The following is a 22,280-nucleotide window of genomic DNA, read 5'->3' as shown; positions in this document are numbered from 1 at the left end:
GTTTCACAACCGTGAAGGCCTGGACCAAATCGGGTTCGTCAGTTAGCTTGCGAGTTAATTTTTTATGTGAAGTAACAATGTGCGTCGAGGAGGACCACGGATGCGGGTTCGCCGCAAGCTCACGCTCGGCCTGCTGGCCGGTGCGCTGGTGCTCAGTTCCCAAGCCCCGGCCGTCAGCTCCCCCGCGACGGCCGGCCCGTTGTACAAGATCCCGTGGTTGCCCGTGAAACTGCGGGTCGACGACCTGATGGCACGCATGACGCTGGACGACAAGCTCGGCCAGATGATGCAGCCGGAACGGCTCGGCATCACCGACGTCGCCGACCTCGCGACCTACCGGATCGGCTCGCTGCTGTCCGGCGGCAGCTCGCAGCCCACCCCGAACACGCCCGAATCCTGGGCGGACATGTACGACAACTTCCAGCGCGCCGCACTGAAGTCACCGCTGCAGATCCCGTTGATCTACGCCGTGGACGCGGTGCACGGCCACAACGGCGTCCACGGCGCCACCGTGTTCCCGCACAACATCGGCCTCGGTGCGACGCGTGACCCGCGGCTCGCCCGTGAGATCGGCGAAGTCACGGCCAAGGAGGTCGCGGGCACCGGCATCGACTGGAACTTCGCGCCGTGCCTGTGCGTGGCCCGCAACGACCGGTGGGGCCGCACGTACGAATCGTTCGGCGAGACACCGCGGATCGCCCAGTCGATGACCACGATCGTCGACGGCATGCAGGGCAGGCGCCTCAACGGCCCGCACTCGGTCCTGGCCACGGCGAAGCACTACGTCGGCGACGGCGGCACGACCGGAGGCAAGGACCAGGGCGACACCGAGATCAGCGAGGCCGAACTGCGGGCGATCCACCTCCCGCCGTTCCGCGACGCCGTGCTCAAGCGCGAACTCCGCTTCGACGGCATCGTGATCTCCGACTACAACGGCGTCGACAAGATCGACAACCAGCCCGGGTCCACCCCGCGGGAAGTCGCCGCGAGCGTCAACGCGGGCATGGACATGATCATGGTCCCGTTCGAGTGGAAGAAGTTCATCGACACCCTGCGGACCGAGGTGCGGGCCGGGCACGTGCCGATGTCGCGGATCGACGACGCCAACCGCCGGATCCTGACCAAGAAGTTCGAACTGGGCCTGTTCGAGAAACCGTTGACCGACCGGCGCTACACGAAGACCGTCGGCAGCCCCGAACACCGCGCACTGGCTCGTGCGGCGGTCCGCGAATCCCAGGTGCTGCTGAAGAACGACGGCAACGTGCTGCCACTGGGCAAGGCGGGCAACAAGATCTTCGTCGCGGGCAAGAACGCCGACGACATCGGCAACCAGGCAGGCGGCTGGACAGTCGGCTGGCAGGGCAAGAGCGGCCCGGTGACGCCGGGAACCACGATCTTGCAAGGCATCCGGCAGACAGCCAAGCCGTCGACCACCGTGACGTACGCCAAGGACGGCACAGGCATCGACAGCAGCTACCAGGTGGCCGTCGCGGTCGTCGGCGAACTGCCGTACGCCGAAGGCAAGGGCGACCGGCCGGCCGAGATGGGCCTCGACGCGGAAGACCTGGCGACCCTGGCGACCCTCAAGGCGTCCGGCGTGCCGACCGTGGTCGTGCTGGTCTCCGGCCGCCCGCTGGACATCGCCGCACAGCTGCCCGACTGGAAGGGCCTGGTCGCCGCGTGGCTGCCGGGCACCGAGGGCAACGGCGTGTCGGACGTGCTGTTCGGCGACTACAACCCGACCGGCAAACTGCCGGTGACGTGGATGAGGTCGGCGAGCCAGCAGCCGATCAACGCGGGCGACGGCAAGGACGCGCTGTTCCCGTACGGCTTCGGCCTGCGTTACCGCCGTTAGATGGCGAAAACCTCTGGCAGGTGGGGGAATCGGCAACCGGTTCCGCCACAGCCCCGGTGCTCAGTCAGTCGGTACGCGCGGCTGCAGCCCGGCGGCGACGTAGATGGCGTCGATCAGCGCCATGTTCTTCACCGCGTCCGCCGGAGGCGTCAGGACCGGCTCGCCCTTCTCGACGGCGGCGACGAAGGCGTCCAGTTGATACGCGTATGTCGGTCGTTTGCTGACGCGTTCGATGCGCTTGTGCCCGTTGGTCACGACGGTCATCCGGTTGAACATATGTGGCGCGTACGGGTTGATCAGACGCATCACGCCGTCCGACCCGTACACCTTCGCCGACAACCGCAGCAGCGACCGCGACCACAGCGAACAGCTGATCTCCGCCGTGTACCCCTCGTCGAACCGGACCTCCGCCGTCATCGCACGGTCGACGTTCGGCCGGTGCAGCGTCGCCCGCGCCGACAACACCCGCGGCTGCGCACCGGTCAGCGACCGTACCAAGTGGACGGGGTAGCACCCGGCGTCCATCAGCGCACCACCGGCGAGCCCGAGGTTGTAGCGGATGTCGGAGAACTTCGGCAACGGGAAGGACATCGCCGCTTCGACGCGTTCCATCACACCGAGCTCACCGCTGCGCACGATCTCCACGGCACGCTTGGCCATCGGGTGGTAGCGGTAGTGGAACGCCTCCATCACCACCAGCCCACTCGCCTGCGCCGCGTCCGCGACCGTCTTGGCCTCCGCGGCGTTGGCCGTGAACGGCTTCTCGCACAGCACGTGCTTCCCCGCGGCCAGCGCGGCGAGCGTCCACCGGCCGTGCAGGCCGTTGGGCAACGGGTTGTAGACCGCGTCGATGCCGGGGTCGTCCAGCAGATCCTGGTAGCTGTCACGCACCGCCGGGATGCCGTGTTCGGACGCGAACGCCGCGGCCTTGGCCTTGTCCCGTGCCGCCACCGCGACCACTTCGGCGTCCGGGCACGCGTTCGCCGGGCGGATCACCGCCTGCGGCGCGATCCTCGCCGCGCCGAGCACACCGATTCGGAGCATCCGAGGATCATGTCACGGACAGCTCGTGCTCGAATGGAGTAGGTCTTCCGGCACTACCGGCCAGTAGGCGGCAGTGGCTGAATAGTGTGCCGGCCCATTGACACTGAGGACACATCGGAGGAACTCCCGTGGCAGCGACCGCACTGGCCGCACTCAGGACATCCGAACAGGCTCAGGTACTGACTAACCTGCTGCGGACCCACCCGGAACTGGCGGCCGAAGCCGAGTGGCACGCGACAACGCTGTTGTCCGCCCCATCCCCCGAACAGGTGAGCACCGCGCTGGCCGAAACGCTCACCGGCTACGAGTTCACCGACATGGACGCACCCGACGTCGGCATCTGCGACCCGGACGACGCCTGCGCCTTCCTGGTGGACAAGGCCGTCGATCCCTACCTGAGCGAGATCCAGCGACGCGCGTCCCTCGGCCTGACCAACGCCGCGCACGGCATCGCCACCGGCGTGCTGATGAGCCTCTACGGTCTGCGCGAATACGAACACTGCACCGAGCACGTCCTCGGCAGCGCAGGCGACCTGGTCGACTACGCGCGCCGCGTCACCATCCTGCTCGAGCAGCTCGACATCCCCCTGCCGCCGGAGTACCTCGACGCGGCCTGTCCCACCTGGCCACTGGCCAACTGAGCCGGGTGTGGTGGCCAGGCACTCGCCCGGCCACCACCTGGCCGGCTAGCGCAGCCACCCCGGAACACCAGGGCGCGGGCCCACGGGCAACGGGCGCGCGGCGTGTGCCGTCGGCGCGGAAGGCTCGACTGCCTCGCAGCGACGCACTGACGGCACCTTTGTGGACACCAGGTACTGGTCGATGGGAGCGGTGGTGCACTCGCTGCGCCCGTAGACGCCGTGCCCCCAGCCCTCATAGGTCAACAGCTCGGTCGTGTCCTTCGACTGCCTGTGCGCGTTGACCGCCCACTCATACGGTGTCGCCGGGTCGTACAGCGCGTTGAGCATGTAGATCCGCGGCGCGTTCTTGATGTTCAACCGCCGCTGCGGGTTCGTGACCGACTCCTCCAAGCCGAAGCAACCGGCGATAGCGCTGTGCCCGAGCACCCCGCCACGCATGTCAGGCGCGAGTTTGTCCTCGACCTTCTCCAACGCCTTGTACTCGGCGAAGGAGTGGATCGGCATGGCGTAGTCGGCGCAGAACGCCGCCTGGAACACGTCGTTGACCTGCTCGTCCTTCACAGCGGGCGACGACGGCCGGGAATTCACGCCACCGTCGAGCTGGACCAGGTAGTCGGACAGTTCCTGCCACGCCGGACCGTAGAACGCGCCGAACGCCGACGCGATCACGTCACGCGCCGTCAGCCCGTCCGGCAGCTCGCCGCGGTCGGCCTTGGCGAGCAGGGTGTGCCAGAACGCCCGGACGTCCTTGCCGTGCAACGCACACGAGGTGCTCCGGCCGCACCACTTCACCCACTCGTCGAACGAGCTCTGCGCCGACCTCGCCTCGGTCAGGGCGATCGGCCACGGCCCCAGGCTGTGGTCCATGTTGCTGTCGAGCACCATGGCACGGACCTTGTCGCCGTACCGCTCGGCGTACTGCTGGCCCATCAGGGTGCCGTACGAGATGCCGTAGTAGTTGATCTTCTTCTCGCCGAGCGCGCGCCGGATCGCGTCCATGTCCTGGATCGTCGAGTCGTTGCCCGCGAAGTCGGCGATGGGGCCGCTGCGCCGGCGGCAGTCCACCCGCAGGGCGCGGTTGTACTCGATCAGCGCGTCGAACTCGGCCTGGGTGGCAGGCCGGTTGGTCGGTGGGTTGGTCAGCAGCTGCGCGGAGCACATCACCGGCTGGCTGCGGGCCACACCGCGCGGGTCGAACCCGACGATGTCGAACCGGGCCTTCACGTCCTCGCTGAAGTAGTCGGCGTGCCGCGGGCTCGTCACGAAGTCGACGCCCGACCCACCCGGGCCGCCCGGGTCGACCAGCAGGGCGCCCAGCCGCCTCGCCGGGTCGGCGGCCTTGCGACGAGCGAGGGCCAGGTCGAACGTGGCCCCGCCGGGCCTGCGGTAGTCGATCGGCAGCTTCAGGCTGCCGCAGTCGAGTGCCGCGTCATCCGGGCACGGCTTCCAGTCGACTGTGGACACCGGGCTGTCGTCCGGATCCGCGCCTGCACTCGTCACCACGGCCCCGAGCAGGGCGGCACTGGCGAGTGTCACCCCGAACGCACGCGTGAGCGGTCGCAAAGGTCCTCCCAACCTTGTTGTCAGGATTCCGACCTTGCCACAAGTACGCGCACTCCGGCGCCGGGACAATGCCACCTCTTGGGTGGCGCGCTGCTCCCGCAGACGCAGGCCGGCCCCGCACGTGGGTGGCACGTGCGGGGCCCGACCGCCCTTCAGGGAGATGCGGACTGGAAGTTGTCCGGTGTGCGGATGCGGTCACGCACCCACACGCCGGCCGGCTTGAGCACACCGGTGCCGGTGAAGCTGGTGCCCGCGCAGGTGCCGGGCTTGAAGACCGCGCCGGAGCGCGAGTCGTCCGAGAAGTTCCAGTTCGTCCAGCCGATCTTCTTCTGCGCCATCAGGTCGATGTACCGCTGCGACATGGTGAAGTCGTTGCCGCCGTCACCGCTGGCGGTCTGCGTGCCGAACTCGGTGACGAAGACCGGGACGCGGTCGGCGATGCGGGACAACGCGTTGTAGTAGTTGTCCTTGTGCGACGCCGCGTAGAAGTGGAACGTGTACATGAAGTTGCTGGCGTTGATCGGGTTGTTGAACACCTCGGTCTCGCTCTTGCCGTCCGAGATGCCGAACGTCGACCAGCCGTGCGTGCCGACGAACACGACGCCGTCCGGGTCCTGCGCGCGGATCACCGGGATCAGCTCCTCGGCGTAGCGCTTGACGTTGGCCCAGCTGACGCCGTTGGGCTCGTTGGCGATGTCGTAGATGATGTTCTTCTTGTTCTTGTGCCGCTGGGCGATCTCGGTGAAGAACGTCTTGGCCCGCGCGGTGTTGTGGTTCGGGTCACCCGGCGACAGCTGGTGCCAGTCCACCAACGCGTACATGCCGCGCTTGGTGGCTTCCTCGATGTAACCGTGCACCATGTCGGTGAACTTGCGCGGGTTGGTCTCGTAGCCGCCTTCCTGGATGTACATGGAGATCCGGAAGATGTCGGCGTTCCAGTCGTTGGCCAGCGCGTCGAGCGACTGCGACTTGACGCACTGCGAGAACCACTGGATCCCGTGCGTGCTCATGCCGCGCAGCTGGATCGGCTGGTTGCGCTCGTTGCAGAGCTTGGTGCCGCACACGTGCAGCTGGCCGTTGATGGCGACCGGGGTGTCACCGGGGCCGGGTGGCGGTTCCTCACCGGCGACGTCCACGGTGAGCGAGTCGGCGTTCGGGCCGCCGTTGGACGTGGTCGCGGTGGTGCGGATCCTGTTGGTGCCAGCGGCAAGCGTCACGTTGGTGGTGACCGTCTGCCAGGTCGTCCACGCGCCGGTGCCGGGGAACGACAGGCCGGACACCACCGGGGTGCCGTTGACCGTGACGTTGACCGGGCGGTTGGCCGTGGTTCCGTTGGCGAACCGGAAGGTCAGCGAATGGCTGCCTGCCGACGCGGCGTTGACGGCGTACTCGACGTAGCTGCCGGTCAGGTTGTCGAAGTTGACGAACCCGGATCCGGTGTAGCCGGTGTGGTTGGACTCGACCACACCTTGCGAGACCGTCGCGTCCTCGGACTGGTAGGTCACGGGAGCGGCGGACGCGGACTGCGGAATGGTGAACACGGCTACGGCGATCGCCGACGAGATCAACGCGGGACTCAGCGTCGCGCTGATCATCCTGGCGACCCATCTCGAGCGTGCCACTGGTGCCTCCTGCAGGGGTCGGGGGCGGCGGCTTCTTGAGGTCGTGTCGGTCGGCGAGGTGCTGGCCCCGCCGGTATTGGATAGGAAACTTTCCTAACAGATAGGCGAATCACACCACTTGTCCGATACCGATGTCAATCGGCAACTGAGAAGGCTGGATCTTCCCTATTCAACTGGTCTAGACCGCAGCAGCGTGCCGCTCGCGACCCGCGCGCCGTCAGCGCGGCGAGCCAACGCGCACGCGCGGCCGAACGAAGCACGCGTCCAAGCGCTCGTCGCGTTCGCACCGACGAGCACCAACCCGGCGCAGGGCGCGTTGGACATGAACTACTACGCCGTCAGCTACTGGCAGTACATGGACGAGCTGGTCTTCAGGGGCGGGTCGGCGTCCAAGGGTCTGATCCTCGCGCCGAACCCGACCGTGACCGACGCGGCGCACCGCAACGGCGTGCGCGTGCTCGGCAACGTGTTCCTGCGCCGACCGCGTACGCGGGGCCAGATCCAGTGGGTGCGTGACTTCGTCCGGCGCAGCGGCAGCCGGTTCGTGGTCGCACAAGATGGTCGAGGTGGCCCGGCGTTACGGCTTCGACGGCTGGTTCGTCAACCAGGAGACCGCGGGCGGCGACACCGCGCTGGCCACCGCTATGAAGGAATTCTTAACGTATCTGCGCGCCAGCGGCCTGCGGGTGATCTGGTACGACACGATGACCAGGACCGGCAGCGTGAGCTGGCAGAACGCGCTGACCAGCGCCAACCAGCAGTTCTTCCAGGAGGGTTCGACGCGGGTGAGCGACGGGGTCTTCCTGAACTTCTGGTGGAACTCGCCGGGTCTTGCCTCGTCAGCGGCCCTGGCGCGTTCGTTGAGCCGGTCCCCGTACGACCTGTTCGCAGGCGTGGACGTCGAGGCCAACGGCTACACCACGTCGGTCGGATGGGCCTCGGTGTTCCCGGAAGGCCGGCCGCACGTCACGTCCCTGGGGTTCTACCGCCCGGAGTGGACCTTCAAACGCGCCACCGGCCCCGTGGACTTCTACACCAGGGACAACCGCTTCTGGGTCGGCCAGAACGGCGACCCGGACACCACCACCACCACCACCACCAGGACCGCGTGGAAAGGGGTGGCGCACTACGTCAGCGGGCAGACCCCGATCACCACGCTGCCGTTCATGACCAACTTCAACACCGGTCACGGCCGCAAGTTCGCCGTCGTCGGCACAGTCCTCTCAACCAGCGCGTACAACAACCTCAGCTTGCAGGACGTACTGCCGACCTGGCGGTGGGGTGGTCGAGTTGACCGGCACCAAGCTCACCCCGAGCCTGGATTGGGACAACCCGTACGACGGCGGCACTTCGTTGCGGATCGTGGGGGCGACCAGCGCGACCAACACCATCCGGCTGTTCGCGACCCGGCTGTGCCTGGCCGCAGGGGACAGCCTCACGCTGGTCCCCCCAGAACCCGCTGGGCCCGTCCCGGTTGCAGGCCGGGTTGAGCTTCAGCGACACGCCCGACCAGTTCACGACCTGGACGTGGGCACGTCGGCGGGAGGCTGACGCCGGGCCTTCGACCTGGCGCCGTACGCGGGCCGGGACCTGGCCGGGATCGCGGTCAGGGTGCTCGCCGGGAACTCGACGCTGTACATCGGACGCCTCGGGGTGCATGGCGCAACACAAGCGCCACCCGCCCCGACCAGCCCGTCTGTCGCCCAGAACGGCCCCACGAGCGCGCGGCTGACGTGGCAAGGGCGCCGGGAGCGATCCGCCATTACCGCGTGTACCAAGCCGGAACATCGACCCGGACATTCCTCGGCGCGACCGGAAAAGACGCCTATTTCATTCCTTCCATCATCCGGAATCCCGGCCAGTCGGTGACGGGGGAAGTGCAGTCGGTGAGTGAGGCGTTCGTCCCATCTGCCACAACGGCTCGTATCGCACTGCCACCGGCATAGAGTGGTGGGTGTGGAGGGCATTCCAACCGACGCTTTCGGGCGCCCGATGGGCGCATTGCGGATATCGCTCACCGACAGGTGCAACCTGCGGTGCCGGTACTGCATGCCCGAGGAGGAGTACGCGTGGCTGCCCCGCGAACACCTGCTGACCTTCGAGGAGATCGAGCGGCTCACCGAGGCGTTCGTCTCCCTCGGTGTCGACAAGGTCCGGCTGACCGGCGGCGAGCCGCTGCTGCGCCGCGGCCTGCCGGAGCTGGTGCGCCGGCTGTCCGGGCTGCCGGGCGTGAAGGACCTCGCGATGACCACCAACGGCGTGCTGCTGTCCAGGCACGCCGAACAGCTGCGTGAAGCTGGGCTTCACAGGCTGACCATCAGCCTGGACACGCTGCGGCCGGAGCGGTTCGCCGAACTGACCAGGCGCGGCACGTACCCGGACGTGCTGGCCGGGATCGACGCGGCGACGGCGACCGGCCTGACCGACCTGAAGATCGACACCGTCGTGCTGCGCGGGTTCAACGAGGACGAACTGGCGGACCTGATCGAGTTCGCCCGGACCAAGTCGGCCGAGGTCAGGTTCATCGAGTACATGGACGTCGGCGGCGCGACCGGGTGGACGCCGGAGAAAGTCTTCTCCCGCGCGGAGATGCTGGAAACCCTGGCGCGCGAATACGGCCACGTCGAGGAACTGCGCAAAACGGATGTGGCGCCCGCCGACCGGTTCCGGCTCCCGGACGGAACGGTTTTCGGAATCATCTCGTCGACCACGCAGCCGTTCTGCGCGACCTGCGACCGCAGCAGGCTGACCGCCGACGGGATGTGGCTGCGCTGCCTGTACGCGATGACCGGCACGGACCTGCGGAAACCGCTGCGCGCGGGTGCGTCGCTCGAGGAGCTGCGTGAGCTGATCACCGGTGTCTGGCAGCAGCGGCGTGATCGCGGCGCGGTCGAGCGGGTCGGCCAGCGCGCGCGTGGGCAGGTGTTCGTGAGCCTGGAGACCCTGAAACGGGACCCCCATCTGGAAATGCACACCCGCGGAGGATGAGAAATGCCGGAAAGCCTGACCCATCTCGACTCGGCAGGCCGGGCACGCATGGTCGACGTCGGCGGGAAGGCCGTGACGCACCGGGTCGCGGTCGCGTCCGGCACCGTGTCCATGAAACCGGAGACCCTCGAGCTGATCACCGCGGGCGAGATCGCCAAGGGTGACGTCCTCGCGGCGGCGCGGATCGCCGGGATCATGGCGGCCAAGAAGACCGGTGAGCTGATCCCGCTGTGCCACCCGCTCGGGCTCGACAGCGTCACGGTGGAACTCGAACCGGCCGGCCCGGGCGTTCTGGGCATCACCGCGACCGCGTCTGTCACCGGGAAGACAGGCGTGGAAATGGAAGCACTCACCGCGGTGAGCGTGGCCGCCTTGACCGTCTACGACATGTGCAAGGCGGCCGACAAGGACATGGTCGTCGGCGACATCCGGCTCGAGGCGAAATCCGGTGGCCGCAGCGGCGACTACCGGCGTCAGCCCTCCTGACCGACCCGTTCGGACTTCGACTGGGACAGCACCTGCGGCAGGCGCGGCAACGGAATCGTCGGCTCCAGCGGCGGCACGCTGGTGATCATCGTGTCAGGCACCGGCACCGGCACCGGACGCGGCGCGACCACGACAGGCCTCGCCGCACGCACACCGCAGTAGAACTGTCCGCAAAGGACGACGAGAGCCATCACCAGCGGCGCCGTCCAGCCGTTGGTGATGCTGTGCACCAGACCGCACGCCAACGCGCCGACGCCGGCGATGATGTAGCCGAGACCCTGCACCATCCCGGACAACGCCGTCGTCACGTCGGCATTCCCGGCCGCACGGACAGCGATGGTCGTGAGCGCCATCGCCAGACCGCCCATCCCGATGCCGAGCCCGATCGACCACACCCACGGCAGGAACGCGGGCGCGACAAGCAGTCCGACAAGCCCAACGCCGTTGACGGCGACGAGCAAGGACACCAAGGCCCATTGCCTGCGCCACTTGTGCACGCAGAACGGCACCAGCCACATCATCGGCAGTCCCATCGCCATGGACAGCGCGAGACAGAAACCCGCCATTCCCGCGGGCACCCCGGCGTCCCGCAGGATCACCGGCAACCAGCCCATCACGACGAAGGTCAAAGTGGACACAAGTCCGAAATAGACAGTCAGGTGCCACGCGACCTTGGAGTGGAACAGCTTGCGCGGGCTGAGCGCGCTGTGCGCGAAAACCATGCTCGACCTCGGCGCGCTCTGCCACACATGCACCGTGACCGCCGCGAGCAACGCCCAGCACGCCAACGCGAACTGCCACGAGAACGCGGCGACCAGCACAGGCGTGGCCAACGCGCCTATCGTGCTGCCGGTTCCCAGCGCGAGCGTGTAACTGGCCCTTGTCGACGACGAGGCGGGCTGCACGAGAACCGGCAGGACCGTGCCGATCACCGCGATCGCGAGGCAGGCGAGCAACGTCCCGGCCAGCAACAGCTCCGGACCACCCTGGACCCTGATGATCAACGAGATGCCGAGAACGATCAGCGCACACGTGACCGCGCGGTAAATGCCGGCGCGCGCACGCAACCAAGGCGTCCCCCAGCCACCGATTCCACTTGCCCACAACGGCAGTGCCACCAGGATCGCACCGACCGCCGCGGTCATCCCCGGGGCTGCCGACACGTCTTCCAACGCGGCTCCGAGGCTGGTCACGGCTGGTCGGAGGTTCAACGCGAGCATGAAGACGACCGCGGTACCCACGGGTGCCGTCCGCATCATCGCATCCCCCTTTCGACGTTGGGGTGTGCGCGACCGCGGGCCGTCTATGGAGCAGGGCTGACGGCCCGTGGCCTGCGAATTTCAAAAAAAGAGGAGGATCCGCGCTACGCGGGCGATTGAGCTATTTCGGGATGGTCATGCAATGACGGGATCGACGCTCCACAACCCAGACTCTTCATACGAGCCTCCCTCTGGGCGCACACGGCGGGCTCCTCGCGAACCGCACCGGCGACGACCGTCCTACAAAAAGAGTCGCTGTTGTTCGCGAGACGGTCAATCGCCCTTTTGGGCGTGTGGCGGACTATCCCGATGACGAACACCAGTTCGAAAGAAACCGTTGAAGTGCGAGAACGTTCCTGGCCGGAAGAGGACACCGGCGACGAACTGCGACTACTCTCCGAGTTCCTGACTTTCCCGCGGCTCACCGCGGTGAACAAGGCCGCCGGATTGGACCGGTCCACGGCCGTCGCCACACCGTGGCCGACGTCGCCGAACATGAGCATCCTCGGCGTGATCCAGCACTTGACGGCGGTGGAACGCTGGTGGATCTCGAAAGTGGGCGGCGGCGCGGACCTGCCGACGCCGTGGCGGGACGATAACGAACCGGACACGGATTTCAAGATCCCGCCGGACGCGACTCCGGCAGCGGTGATCGCGGCATATGAAGCCGAATGGGCGTGATCTGAAGCGGCGCTTGCCGGAATGCGTCCTACCGACAAAGCGATACTGAAGTTCCGTGATCAGGACAGCACGGTTCGCTGGATATGGACGCACGCCATCCAGGAGACCGCGCGGCACGTCGGCCACCTGGACGTCCCTGCGCGAGTTCGCCGACGGCGAGCGCAGCCAATAATGCGGACGTGATCATCGGGGCGACGCCGTTTCGTCCTGAGCGACGGACGATTTCAGGCACATCGTGTACGGCCTCGTCACCACACCCGATGACGCAAACGCCCAGCTCGACGGCGGTGGCGTTCCTGGCGCGCCTGCCACCCATAGCGGAGTCGCCCTCGTCACTCGCCCGCATGGTGGCTGCGAACGAGAAGCGGGGACAGCGCACACTTGACGTCGGCGGGCGTGTGCATCCGGACAGGAGTGGTACCCCATGAGCGTGAAGAGGCCGAATCCAGCACAGTGGCTCTGGTACGCGGTGGGCGGCAAACTGCCGGACCGGTACCGCGAGTGGGTACTGCACGACGCCACCGTCCCGACTTGGCTGATCAGGCACGTGCTCCGCCGTCTCGTGGTGATCGTGCCGATCCTGGCGGTGCTGTTCCTGGTGCTGCGGGTATGGCTGCAGTTCGACCTGATGATCGTGCTGATCGGCCTGGGCCTGGGCGTGTACGCGGGCCTGTACTACTCGCTGATTTTCTGCACGCACAGCGTGGACAGCCGCGTGACCCGCCACGGTTACCCGGACCAGTACGCCTCACAGGTGCGGAAAGCCCTGAAGGAAGCGGAACGCGAGCGCTACAACGCCACCTGGCGCAACGGCGACGCCACCTCCTGATCTGCCGCCGCCACCAGCAGAAAGGGCCTTGTGAGGCGCTGTGAAGGCGCACTCCCAAGGCCCTTTGAAGATCAGCTAAAGAGTGACCGACCAACTGTCGAGCACACCGACATCACCCGGACCGTTGTCGGCGACGCGCAGCGTCCACGTCCCGGATGCCCGCTCGTTCAACGGAACTTGGTAGGTCCGTGGCCCACCGAACGCCGTGCACTGGAAACCACCGCCACGTGCGAGCGTGTACCAACGGCCGCTCGGCGCGACCAAGGTGATGGTCAGGTCCTCGTAGCACGTGTGCGTCGCGGTCACCTTGACCGTCGCGGGGTTGGCCGCGGCATTGGTGGCGTTCGAGGTGAGCCTGCTGCTCGCCACAGTGAAGTCCCGGATCTGGTAGTCCGTGTCATTGCTGAACGTCCGGCCACCACCGCCCCCAGATTGCGTCCGCACAGTCACAGCCGCACTCGCCGCCGACTGGTTGCCCGCAGCGTCCCGCGCCCGCACGGTGAACGTGTAGCTCGTATCAGCCGCCAACCCGGTGACAGTCGCCGATGGACTCGCCGACGCCACGGCGAACGCACTGCCGTTGTACACGTCGTAGCCCGCGACGCCCACGTTGTCCGTCGAGGCGTCCCACGCCAGGGAAACACTGTCTGACGTGCCGCCCGTCGAACGCAGGCTGCCCGGCACCGTTGGCGCTTCAGAATCGCCGCCGCTACCGACGACAAGCGTGAGGCCCCATTTCCGCAGCGGTTCGTTCACCGGCTGGAAGATCGACTGGTCGTCCGCACCGCCCGGCGAGCACGACGACTGCCCGCCGGAGTGCAACCCGACAGCCTTGTCGCCGGCCAACCAGGCGCCGCCGGAATCCCCACCGAGCGAACAGGCGGTCGTCGTGGTGAGCCCTTCCACGACTACGCTGCCGTAGTTGATGGTCTGGTTGATCGCGGTGACCCGGCCGCACTGCCATTTCGAGGTATTCCCGGAATGGCAGACCGACATGCCCTGGACCGGTTCGGTCGAGCCGGTGACGGTGACCGGCGGTTTGTCCCACGTGTTCACCGCGGCTGAAAGATTCCAGCCCGATTCGGTCACGGCGACCACGCCCATGTCACCTTCTCGGGCGTTCACACTTCGCCCGCCACCTGAATTCGACGTGCCGATCCGGTTGCGCTGGCTGATTTCCCCGTACGCGGGCTGGCTGACGTCGTTGGTGCAGTGCCCGGCGGTGACGAAGTGTTTCCCGCCAGCCGAATCGGTCGCCGGGAACCCGATCGAGCAGTAGGTCTCGCTTCCCGGCCACCACGGACTGCCGGGCCGGACGTCACCGGATTGCTGGCGCGGCGCACTGGCCGCGTTGACGACACGCAGGTTCGGATCGATCCGCCGGGCCTGGGCAACGAACTGGTCGTTGGCGTGGCTCATCCGGATGACCAGGCCGTTGACCTGGGGATCTATCCCCCAGCCGTAGACACCGGTGGCGTCCTGCGGCCGGAGGCCCCCGAAGTCGGCCAGCAGCCGGTCGAGCTCAGCCTGGCCCCTCGCGACGACGACAGCTTCCGCGCCACCTGCCCTGACCTGGGCAGCGGAGGCCTGGTCCACCACAGCGACCACCAGCTTGCCGATGCCGGGATCGAACCAGTAGCCGGCGTTGGGCACCGCCAGACGCGCCACCGCGTCACGGGCGGCGGCCTCCTGCTGGGCAGGGGGTGGCGCATCCGGCTGGCCAGCCGAGGAAGTGGGACTGAAGACAGCCGCGGTGGCGGCCGCGGCGCACAAAACAGAAAGGACTCTGCCGCGCATTCTCATGCGTGCTCTCCTTCATCGGAAACGCAGGGAATGCCGACGCTAAATGGAGAACACGAGGAACTGCCACACCCAGAGGGCGTTAACAATTAAGCCCATGTCCACTGAAAGCCCGCACAGCCGGGACCGAAATTCAGCACCACGTCGTGCACGCGACCGGCCGTGTCGATCCTGGCCGGTGCGACGTCTTCGGTGCCGTCGTCCATGCGTCTGACGCGCACGCATTCGACCGGGACGGCGGCCAGGTCGAAGTTGACCTCGAGGACGAACTGGCGGACCGGCAGCCGGAACTTGCGCTCGTAGTTGGTGGCCTCGGGATACGGCCTGCGGTTGATCAGCTCGTGTTCGGTGATGATCGTGTCGCCGCGGTACAGCGTCCGGTCGAACAGCAACTCGGCGACCAGCAGACCAGCCCGGGGATTCTCGACCACCCGGCCGAGCCTGCAGCCACGGCGTGGCCGGACAACGGGAAGGGAACGGTCGTGCTCGTCGAGATGGACGATCACCACCCACCGGTCCGGACCGTCGGTTTCGGCACGCAGCACCTGCTGGGAGCGGAACGCGATCTCGCCGCGGTGCGCGCCGACGAAGACCTGGTCGTGCTGGCTGATCCTGGTCAGCCGTTCGTCCCAGCGGATGTCGACCTGGTCGAGCGCGGCGGCCACCGGATCGGGCTCCGGCCAGAACGCCTGCATCTGCGGCCGGTTGTCGTGCCGCACGGTCCACCGCCCACGCGGTCGCGGCGGCCCCAGCAAACCGGTCAACGAACCAGTGGCCACCTCGAGGATGTCCTCCAGGTGCGCCAGGGCCGCCAGCGACTCACGACGTTCCGGCCTGCTGCGGCCGGACTGCCAGTAGCTCAGCGTCGCGGCCGTGAGGGAATGGCCGCGACGCAGCAGACGCTCCCGGATCCGGTCAAGCGGCAACCCGCGGGCCGCGATCGCGGCTCGCAACGCCTCTGCGAAGTCCCCATCCCGCTCGGCACTGAGCACGCCTTCACGATATGCGGATTCCGACCGGCGCCGAGATTAACTGTTAAGCGCTACTTCACTAGGCGGCGACCGCCTTGGCGATCGCGTGGTGGTCGTGGAAGTCGCGCGAATGCACGATCAGGCCATCACGCACACGGACGACCAGGATGTTGGCCGTCTCGAAGCGCTCGCCGGTCTTGGGCACGTCGACGTGGTAGTCGTACTCGGCGACCACCACTTCCGGATCGTCGGTCTGCCAGACGACAAGATTGTGAGCGGTCACCTTGAACAGCCGCTCCCGTGCGCCAGTGAACCGGCTGTGCAGCACCTCACGCCCCTCGGTACGCCGACGTCCGTCCACCGCGTACGGATGCTCGACCACCGCGTCCTCCGCGTACAGCTGCGACAACTGGTCCCAGCTCTCGGTCGAGATACCGCCGATCAGCCGCTCCACGACCTCACGTGGGTTCAGCGCCATGGTCCACCCCTTAACAATCGGAACCTTCACTCCGTTACAGTTATACGGAACCATGACTCCGATTGCTCGCGCAAGGTCCTTTTAAAGATCACTTCACAATGCCGTCGCTGTGCACAACCGGTCACGCGGGGTGAGAATGTGCCGCGAGCGGACCAAGGAGGCAGCCATGACCAGCCACGATGTAAACCCCCAAACCATCGTGATCGACCTGCCCAAGGCCTGGGGCCTGGTGGTGCTGCGCGGCGTGCTGTCCGTGCTGTTCGGACTGCTCGCCCTCATCTGGCCTGGCCTGACAGCCCTGGCGCTTGCCGTCGTCTTCGGCGTCTACGCGCTGGTCGATGGCATCGGCCTGCTGATGGACGCGTTCCGCAACCCGGACAGGTCGAATCGGGGAATGCGGATCTTCGGCGGGATCCTCGGTGTCGCCGCCGGCGTCATCGCGATCGTCTGGCCAGGCATCACAGTGGCGGCGCTGGCGATCCTCGTCGGCGCGTGGGCACTGGTGACCGGCATCGCCGAGATCGCGGCCGCGATCCGGCTCCGCAAGCAGATCGAAGGCGAACTGCTGCTCGGGCTGGCGGGCCTGCTGTCGGCGATCTTCGGCATCCTGGTGCTGCTGTGGCCAGCGCTCGGCGTGGCGGCGATCGCGGCGTTCATCGGCGTGTTCGCGCTGATCTACGGCGTCGTCCTGATCGCGCTCGGCCTGCGGCTGCGCAAGCTGGCGCACCAGTAGCGCCACCCACTGCTACCTCGGCACCCACAACGTGACTCGGGTACCGCCCCCAGGCTTGGACACGATGTCGGCGTACCCGCCAACCTGAGTGAGCCGCGCGACGATCGACTCGTTGATGCCGAACCCGCGCGGCTGCTCGGTCATGTCGAAGCCCACGCCGTGATCCCGGGTGGTCACCACGATCCCGCCGTCCCGCTCCTCCATCCGCACCGTCGCTTGCGTCGCCTGGGCGTGTTTCAACGTGTTGCGCAGGGCTTCCCTGGTCGCGTCCCGGACCGCTTTGCGCCGCGCCTCCGGGAGCTGGTCGTCTATTTCGGCCATCACCAGCTGCGCACGCAACCCGTCCCGCGCGAGGTCGGTCGCCACCGCGGCCAGGTCCTCGGTGAGACGGCCACGAGCTGGGAACTCCTCGAAGCCACGGCGCAACGCGATCGCCTGCGCGCGAGCAAGGTTGCGGAACTCCGCGAGCTTCGCGGGAGCGTCGACAGTGTCGGACGGCGTGCGCATCGCCATGGCTTCCAACGCCTGCAGCACCGTGTCGTGGATCTGCCGGTTCAATTCGGCCCGCTCAGCCGTCCGCCCACGCCGGACGCCGACGAAGAATGCAGCGACACCCACGGCGGCAACCGCCAGCACCGCGATGAGAACCTCCACCTGGGTCACACCGGCACAGTCGGCGCGACCGGCACGTACGCGACACCCTTCTCGATGGCGTACCGGGTCAGTTCCGGACGCCGCCGCTGGCCCGTCTTGTCCCTGATCCGGTCGAGGTAGGACCGGACGGTGCGAATGCTGATGTCCAGCGCCTCCGCGATGTCCTGATCACGTTCCCCGGCGGCAACCAACGACAGCACCTGCCGTTCCCGCGCGGACAGCTCGATCACCAAGCCGCTGTCCCGGCCCGGCAGCGCGTCCAGTACGTGCGCGGCCAGCATCGGGCTCACGTAGCTGTTGCCACCCGCGATCAGCCGGACGGCGTGCAGGATCTCGACGCCATCGGAGTCCTTGGACAGATACCCACTCGCGCCGGCGGCCATCGCGCCAAGCACCTCGGCGCGCCCCGAGTACGCCGAGAGGACAAGCACGCGATGGCCCATTCCGACGACCTCCACCACGGCCGAGGAGCCCTGGGTACCAGGCAGGCGCAAATCAAGGACCACCACTCCGCCCGGGTGTTGCCGGTGCGCGGCGAACTGGGCGACCGACCCGGCGACCGCGTCCAGCTCGACATCCGGAGCGTCAGCCAGCAACTGGGCGACAGCGGCGCGGTACAGCGGATGGTCCTCGATCACACCGACCGGGATCCTCGTGGCGGTGGCCATTGGATCTCCTCCCTCGGGTCGCTGGTCAGCAGGCTAAACAGCACAGGAGGACGGTGCTGAGAGTCAATCGCCCCTCATGGCGCGCCCGAGGAGCCAGGCGGCTACAGCTCGTCGACCCGAACGATCCCGTCCTGGATGGCCCGGGCGACCAACGCCGCCTTGGTCGGCGCCTCCCGGCCCACGTTGGCGTATTTCACCCGGACCCGGTCGAGGTACCCGTTGACGGTGCTGACCGTGAGGTTCAGTTTTTGCGCCACCATCTCCTTTGACTCGCAGTGGAACCACTCGAGCAGGACGTCGATCTGGCGCTGGGTGAGATTCGGCCGGTTGGCGCGCGTGTCAGTGCCCAGCGCGCCCGACAGGGCCGGCGGCGTGTACGGGGTGTTGCTGGCCGCGGCGTGAATCGCGGCGACGAGGTGGTCCTCGCCCTCAGCCTTGGTGAGGTACGTGAACGCCCCGATGTCCAAGCAGGTCAGAGCGGTTTCCCTGTCCTCGCGCATGGTGTACACGACGACCTGGCGCCCCGCGTCGACCAGCCGCTTGAGATCGCCGTAGGCCGGGCCGGTGATGTCGAGCTGCAGGTCGAGGACGACCACGTCCGCCCGGTCCCCTGGATTCAACCACGCCACGGACACGCCCGGGCCTGAATCCAGCACCTCGATCGGCGGGTCCGCGGCCTGACACCACGCCTTGACCCCAGCGATCACAGCGGGATGGTCGTCCACCACCACGATGCTCGTCATCCGCGGCCCCTCCAGGTCGCCTGCACCCACATCCGGTCCCCAGTCGTCACGGTGGAGGTGGTGATCTCGTCGTTGTCCACGACCGGGACGTCGTACGGCACGGAGTCCGCCACCACGCTGACGGTGACCTGCTCACCGGCACCGACGACGGTGAGCCGGACGTTGCCACGAGCCGTGGCCAGAACCGCGACCGCGGGCTCGGTGAGCAACCGGCGCATCACGACAGGCACCGGTGGCCGCTCGCCCCGCTCGGAGAACCGCACCGACGCGCCGTTTCGCTCAGCCAGACCGACACAGGCCATCAGCTCGTCCACCAACGGATCAGGGCCCACGGTGGTCTCGCCGAAGAGCCTCCGCATCCGCGCGGCCTCGATCGCGCAGGTCCGGCGCACGGTTTCGTCACCAGGGTTGAGCGTGCCGGACGCCAGCCCGGCGAGCACGGGCGCGGTCGTTTCGGCGAGCGCGGCGTATCGGTCCTTGCGATCGGCGTGCAGTTGTGACGCGACGGCGTCGGCAGTCCGGGACCGTTCTTCCTCGCGCGACATCCTGGCAACGGATATCGCCACCCGACGCAACGCGTTCGCGAACAGGACGACCGCGACCTGGAAAGCAGACGTCACCACGGTCGTGTTCACCACTCCCGCGAACGTCACGTCGACCGGCCCGTCGAAGACCGCAAGGAGGAACGCCGGCACGTAGTGCGCGGCCAACAGCCCCGCGAACAGGGCGACAGGCCGGCCCATCGCGAGAAGAACCAACGGCCAACCAACGATCTCGTCCGACCAGTGCGGCGTCCCCAGCCGATCGACCGGGTCGACGGTCAGCGTCGCAGCGATCGACGTGGCCAGCACGACCGCGATCAACGGCCAACGCAGCAGCCGCACTACCCGGTCGCACGCACACGCCACCGAAACGGCCGCCAGCACGACCAGAGCCACGACCTGGATCTCGACCGGCCGGTAGGTGTCCCAGTTGGCCAGGAGCTTCGGCAGTTCGAGGCCGAACAGGATGACCACACTGATCCCGGCGGAGCTCCACCGCATACCCCGCATGTACTTGGTGGCGACGTCGTCGGCGTGCCCCCGGATGTCGGGCTGTACGTCGCGGTCGGCGTCGGTGCTTTCAGACGCGCGCATCGGACCACTCCAACACGACATCGGTCCCCGCGCCTGGCGTACTCGTGACGATGGCCTGGCCGCCCAGGCGCGCCATGCGCTCGACCAGGGAACTTGTCAGGCCGTACCCGCGGCTCGTCGTCCGGGCCGGGTCGAACCCCTTCCCCCGATCACGGATCCGGACGGTCGCCATGCCGTCGCGGTCGTGCACGGAGACCTCAGCTGTGTCCACGCCCGCGTGCCGGACGACGTTCGTCAACGCCTCGCGCGCGCCCCGGCACAGCGCGATGGCCACTACAGCGGGCAACGTCACCGAGTCTCGAACCTGCCACTCGATGCGCAGGGGGACGTGGTCGACCACGTGGCGCAGCATCGGGACCAGGTCGACTTCACCGTCGACGGGATCGGTATGGCCCTGGATGACCTCAAGGTCACGAGCGGCCTGTTCAGCGAGCCATGTCTCCGGCCGGTTCGCGACGCCGGCGCCGACCATGAGCAAGGTGGCGGACGCCGTGTCGTGAAGGGCAGCCAGGTATTCGCGTTCATCCGCGCGACGGGCCGCCGCGACCGCCGCTTCACGCCGGACTTGCTCGCCGCGTTCGAACTCCCGGTCGGCAGCTCGCCCACCGCGGCGTACCAGGAGGTAGAGGCCGCGACCGAGGAACGCCTCGACGGCCATCCACGAACCGATGGGGATCACGAACGCCCAGTCCTGCAGGTCCGCCAGGACACCGCCGGTGAGGTAGGCGGCAAGGATCACGGCGGTGGCCACGGCGCCGAACAGGAGAGAAGAGTGGAACTGGTAGGCGACCACGATGATCGACGTGGCGACGAGTACCCAGTTCACGCGGTCGGCCTGCATCTCCGGCGCGATCGTCCACACCTGAGCAAGGCACACACCGCTGACGATCACAAGATCGGCGACGAGCAGCCAGGTGTCCCGCCGCCGAAGCATCCGGACGGCGAAGAACACGTTCCACACATTGAAAACGACGATGACCAATGCGGACAGCAGCATGTCGCGCTGGTCGGTGGTAGTCCACGAGACGAGGCTGCAGAGCGCGACCACGACAGCGCGGATGACCACGGCGTAGAAGCGGCCGAGGCGGTTGAGTTCCCGCTCCGCGGGACCGGCGGTCATGGTCGGCGGGCCCGTCCGGGCGGCAGGCCGTGCGTGCACGGCTGGTCGCCCCTCTGCGCCACTCTCACTCGCCCATCCTAGTGGTGAGTAAGTCACCGCGACTCCGGCAACGGCGACAACATCAGGCAACCTCGCGATCCCGGAATTCGCGCTCGACCAGGCCAACCGTACATCGCAAGCAGGTAACACGAATCTACCACTCCTACCAAACCTGTGGTAGAAAAAGTCATGGCTGTCGCCGACCGACTCGACCTCACACTGCGCCTGGTACGCGGCGCGGAACGGATCTCATTGAACGAACTGGCCGACCGGCTGGGCGTCTCACTGATGACCGTGCGCCGCGACCTGGATGAACTCCAGGCCCAAGGTCTGGTCCAGCGAGTACGCGGCGGCGCGGTCTCACTCGCCGCGCCCGCCGAGGAAGCCGGATTCGCCGCCCGCGAACCGTGGCAGGCTGCGACCAAACAACGGATCGGCACGGCCGCGGTGGAGCTCATCGAGCCCGGCCAGACCATTTTGCTGGACGCCGGAACGACCACGGCGGCACTCGCCAGCAGCCTCGCCGCGTGCGCACCACTGACGGTCGGCGTCCTCAGCCTGCAGGCCGCACAACGCCTGGCAGACAAGCCAGGCATCCGCCTGCTGGTCATCGGCGGCGAGTCACGGCCGGGCGAACGCAGCCTCGTCGGCCACTTGACGTTGCGGATGCTGGAAGAACTGTGGTTCGACACCTTCGTGATGTCGATCGGCGCCGTACACCGAGACCTCGGCTGGTCAGAGTTCTCAATGGAGGACGCGACCGTGAAGCAACACGCTCGATGCCGCGCCTCGAAGACAGTCGTGGTCGCCGATTCGACCAAGCTCGGCGTGCGCGCCTTCGCCCGGGTGGCCGGCCTGGGCGACGTCGACACATTTGTGACCGACGATCCAGGGCCCGGCGCAGCGATGGAAACCCTGACCGATATCCGCGACGCCGGTGTCGACGTCGTGATGGCCTGAAGGAGCCGCC

The 22,280-nt window shown here is 67.5% G+C and carries 20 protein-coding genes and 2 pseudogenes; 9 read left to right on the top strand and 13 right to left on the bottom strand.

Going from position 1 to position 22,280, the window contains the following annotated elements:
• The first annotated feature begins 100 nt into the window (after positions 1–100).
• The gene (locus AOZ06_RS10165) at positions 101–1,855 is read left to right on the top strand and encodes a glycoside hydrolase family 3 protein (protein WP_054289206.1); all 1,755 of its coding nucleotides are present in this window, start codon (positions 101–103) and stop codon (positions 1,853–1,855) included.
• Between the two features lie 60 nt (positions 1,856–1,915).
• On the opposite strand, the gene AOZ06_RS10160 is transcribed toward AOZ06_RS10165, so the two are convergent.
• Positions 1,916–2,899 (bottom strand): Gfo/Idh/MocA family protein, encoded by a 984-nt coding sequence (locus AOZ06_RS10160; protein WP_054289205.1) that lies wholly within the window; start codon positions 2,897–2,899, stop codon positions 1,916–1,918.
• Positions 2,900–3,027: 128 nt separating this feature from the next.
• Between AOZ06_RS10160 and AOZ06_RS10155 the strand changes: the two genes are divergently transcribed.
• On the top strand, positions 3,028–3,540 hold the full coding sequence (locus AOZ06_RS10155; RefSeq protein WP_054289204.1) for a hypothetical protein: 513 nt from the start codon (positions 3,028–3,030) through the stop codon (positions 3,538–3,540).
• Between the two features lie 45 nt (positions 3,541–3,585).
• Here the strand turns inward: AOZ06_RS10155 and AOZ06_RS10150 are convergent, their stop codons facing one another.
• Both AOZ06_RS10150 and AOZ06_RS10145 read right to left on the bottom strand, forming a co-directional pair.
• Positions 3,586–5,103 (bottom strand): alpha/beta fold hydrolase, encoded by a 1,518-nt coding sequence (locus tag AOZ06_RS10150; RefSeq protein WP_054289203.1) that lies wholly within the window; start codon positions 5,101–5,103, stop codon positions 3,586–3,588.
• Between the two features lie 152 nt (positions 5,104–5,255).
• Positions 5,256–6,725 (bottom strand): cellulase family glycosylhydrolase, encoded by a 1,470-nt coding sequence (locus AOZ06_RS10145; RefSeq protein WP_054289202.1) that lies wholly within the window; start codon positions 6,723–6,725, stop codon positions 5,256–5,258.
• Between the two features lie 322 nt (positions 6,726–7,047).
• Here AOZ06_RS10145 and AOZ06_RS10140 point away from each other — a divergent pair.
• A pseudogene (locus AOZ06_RS10140) lies at positions 7,048–8,215 on the top strand (endo-beta-N-acetylglucosaminidase).
• Between the two features lie 24 nt (positions 8,216–8,239).
• On the opposite strand, the gene AOZ06_RS61230 reads toward AOZ06_RS10140, so the two are convergent.
• Complete coding sequence (locus tag AOZ06_RS61230; protein WP_257721463.1) at positions 8,240–8,365, bottom strand: hypothetical protein; 126 nt, start codon at positions 8,363–8,365, stop codon at positions 8,240–8,242.
• A gap of 316 nt (positions 8,366–8,681) precedes the next feature.
• Between AOZ06_RS61230 and moaA the strand changes: the two genes are divergently transcribed.
• Together moaA and moaC are read left to right on the top strand one after the other, a co-directional pair.
• Positions 8,682–9,713: a GTP 3',8-cyclase MoaA gene (gene moaA / locus AOZ06_RS10135; RefSeq protein ID WP_218921964.1), complete on the top strand. Its 1,032-nt coding sequence runs from the start codon at positions 8,682–8,684 to the stop codon at positions 9,711–9,713.
• 3 nt (positions 9,714–9,716) lie between these two features.
• Complete coding sequence (gene moaC, locus AOZ06_RS56100; protein ID WP_054289199.1) at positions 9,717–10,199, top strand: cyclic pyranopterin monophosphate synthase MoaC; 483 nt, start codon at positions 9,717–9,719, stop codon at positions 10,197–10,199.
• Here moaC and AOZ06_RS10125 read toward each other — a convergent pair.
• Positions 10,187–11,455: an MFS transporter gene (locus tag AOZ06_RS10125; RefSeq protein ID WP_157232951.1), complete on the bottom strand. Its 1,269-nt coding sequence runs from the start codon at positions 11,453–11,455 to the stop codon at positions 10,187–10,189. The two genes, moaC and AOZ06_RS10125, sit on opposite strands and share 13 nt — an antisense overlap.
• A gap of 312 nt (positions 11,456–11,767) precedes the next feature.
• On the opposite strand from AOZ06_RS10125, the pseudogene AOZ06_RS10120 reads away from it, so the two are divergent.
• Positions 11,768–12,322 (top strand): annotated as a pseudogene (locus tag AOZ06_RS10120) (mycothiol transferase).
• 241 nt (positions 12,323–12,563) lie between these two features.
• Positions 12,564–12,968 carry a DUF5313 family protein gene (locus AOZ06_RS10115; protein ID WP_054289198.1) on the top strand — a complete coding sequence of 135 codons (405 nt, stop codon included), beginning with the start codon at positions 12,564–12,566 and terminating at the stop codon, positions 12,966–12,968.
• Positions 12,969–13,043: 75 nt separating this feature from the next.
• Here the strand turns inward: AOZ06_RS10115 and AOZ06_RS10110 are convergent, their stop codons facing one another.
• The 3 genes from AOZ06_RS10110 to AOZ06_RS10100 all read right to left on the bottom strand — a co-directional run bounded on the left by AOZ06_RS10110 (position 13,044) and on the right by AOZ06_RS10100 (position 16,217).
• Positions 13,044–14,771, bottom strand: a complete 1,728-nt coding sequence (locus tag AOZ06_RS10110; protein WP_083471605.1) for a proprotein convertase P-domain-containing protein — start codon at positions 14,769–14,771, stop codon at positions 13,044–13,046.
• An 86-nt stretch (positions 14,772–14,857) separates the two neighbouring features.
• Positions 14,858–15,760: a hypothetical protein gene (locus AOZ06_RS10105; protein WP_054289196.1), complete on the bottom strand. Its 903-nt coding sequence runs from the start codon at positions 15,758–15,760 to the stop codon at positions 14,858–14,860.
• A gap of 58 nt (positions 15,761–15,818) precedes the next feature.
• Positions 15,819–16,217, bottom strand: a complete 399-nt coding sequence (locus tag AOZ06_RS10100) for a nuclear transport factor 2 family protein (RefSeq protein WP_054289195.1) — start codon at positions 16,215–16,217, stop codon at positions 15,819–15,821.
• 166 nt (positions 16,218–16,383) lie between these two features.
• On the opposite strand from AOZ06_RS10100, the gene AOZ06_RS10095 reads away from it, so the two are divergent.
• A complete protein-coding gene (locus AOZ06_RS10095; RefSeq protein WP_054289194.1) occupies positions 16,384–16,950 on the top strand; it encodes an HdeD family acid-resistance protein in 567 nt (188 codons plus the stop codon).
• Positions 16,951–16,962: 12 nt separating this feature from the next.
• Here the strand turns inward: AOZ06_RS10095 and AOZ06_RS10090 are convergent, their stop codons facing one another.
• The 5 genes from AOZ06_RS10090 to AOZ06_RS10070 all read right to left on the bottom strand — a co-directional run bounded on the left by AOZ06_RS10090 (position 16,963) and on the right by AOZ06_RS10070 (position 21,310).
• On the bottom strand, positions 16,963–17,613 hold the full coding sequence (locus tag AOZ06_RS10090; protein WP_054289193.1) for a sensor histidine kinase: 651 nt from the start codon (positions 17,611–17,613) through the stop codon (positions 16,963–16,965).
• Positions 17,610–18,272, bottom strand: a complete 663-nt coding sequence (locus AOZ06_RS10085) for a LuxR C-terminal-related transcriptional regulator (protein ID WP_054289192.1) — start codon at positions 18,270–18,272, stop codon at positions 17,610–17,612. The genes AOZ06_RS10090 and AOZ06_RS10085 overlap by 4 nt, the downstream gene beginning before the upstream one ends.
• 101 nt (positions 18,273–18,373) lie before the next feature.
• Positions 18,374–19,015, bottom strand: coding sequence for a response regulator transcription factor (locus AOZ06_RS10080; protein ID WP_054296542.1), 642 nt, complete (start codon positions 19,013–19,015; stop codon positions 18,374–18,376).
• Positions 19,012–20,151: a hypothetical protein gene (locus AOZ06_RS10075; RefSeq protein ID WP_054289191.1), complete on the bottom strand. Its 1,140-nt coding sequence runs from the start codon at positions 20,149–20,151 to the stop codon at positions 19,012–19,014. The genes AOZ06_RS10080 and AOZ06_RS10075 overlap by 4 nt, the downstream gene beginning before the upstream one ends.
• Complete coding sequence (locus AOZ06_RS10070) at positions 20,138–21,310, bottom strand: sensor histidine kinase (RefSeq protein WP_157232950.1); 1,173 nt, start codon at positions 21,308–21,310, stop codon at positions 20,138–20,140. Before AOZ06_RS10070 ends, AOZ06_RS10075 begins: the two co-directional genes overlap by 14 nt.
• A 189-nt stretch (positions 21,311–21,499) precedes the next feature.
• On the opposite strand from AOZ06_RS10070, the gene AOZ06_RS10065 reads away from it, so the two are divergent.
• Entirely contained in the window at positions 21,500–22,270 is a 771-nt protein-coding gene (locus AOZ06_RS10065; RefSeq protein WP_054289189.1) for a DeoR/GlpR family DNA-binding transcription regulator, read from the top strand.
• The last annotated feature ends 10 nt before the right edge of the window (positions 22,271–22,280 follow it).

The organism is Kibdelosporangium phytohabitans (genome assembly GCF_001302585.1).
Taxonomy (GTDB): domain Bacteria; phylum Actinomycetota; class Actinomycetes; order Mycobacteriales; family Pseudonocardiaceae; genus Kibdelosporangium; species Kibdelosporangium phytohabitans.
The sequence above is the reverse complement of the archived record's forward strand: the minus strand, read 5'-3'. Positions and strand labels throughout refer to the sequence as shown.

Coding starts and splice junctions, on each gene's coding strand:
- AOZ06_RS10080 (WP_054296542.1), bottom strand. CDS start 19,015: ATGACGAGCATCGTGGTGGTGGACGACCATCCCGCTGTGATCGCTGGG.
- AOZ06_RS10065 (WP_054289189.1), top strand. CDS start 21,500: ATGGCTGTCGCCGACCGACTCGACCTCACACTGCGCCTGGTACGCGGC.
- AOZ06_RS10100 (WP_054289195.1), bottom strand. CDS start 16,217: ATGGCGCTGAACCCACGTGAGGTCGTGGAGCGGCTGATCGGCGGTATC.
- AOZ06_RS10125 (WP_157232951.1), bottom strand. CDS start 11,455: ATGCGGACGGCACCCGTGGGTACCGCGGTCGTCTTCATGCTCGCGTTG.
- AOZ06_RS10110 (WP_083471605.1), bottom strand. CDS start 14,771: ATGAGAATGCGCGGCAGAGTCCTTTCTGTTTTGTGCGCCGCGGCCGCC.
- AOZ06_RS10115 (WP_054289198.1), top strand. CDS start 12,564: ATGAGCGTGAAGAGGCCGAATCCAGCACAGTGGCTCTGGTACGCGGTG.
- AOZ06_RS10085 (WP_054289192.1), bottom strand. CDS start 18,272: ATGGCCACCGCCACGAGGATCCCGGTCGGTGTGATCGAGGACCATCCG.
- AOZ06_RS61230 (WP_257721463.1), bottom strand. CDS start 8,365: ATGTACAGCGTCGAGTTCCCGGCGAGCACCCTGACCGCGATCCCGGCC.
- AOZ06_RS10075 (WP_054289191.1), bottom strand. CDS start 20,151: ATGCGCGCGTCTGAAAGCACCGACGCCGACCGCGACGTACAGCCCGAC.
- AOZ06_RS10095 (WP_054289194.1), top strand. CDS start 16,384: ATGACCAGCCACGATGTAAACCCCCAAACCATCGTGATCGACCTGCCC.
- moaC (WP_054289199.1), top strand. CDS start 9,717: ATGCCGGAAAGCCTGACCCATCTCGACTCGGCAGGCCGGGCACGCATG.
- AOZ06_RS10160 (WP_054289205.1), bottom strand. CDS start 2,899: ATGCTCCGAATCGGTGTGCTCGGCGCGGCGAGGATCGCGCCGCAGGCG.
- AOZ06_RS10165 (WP_054289206.1), top strand. CDS start 101: ATGCGGGTTCGCCGCAAGCTCACGCTCGGCCTGCTGGCCGGTGCGCTG.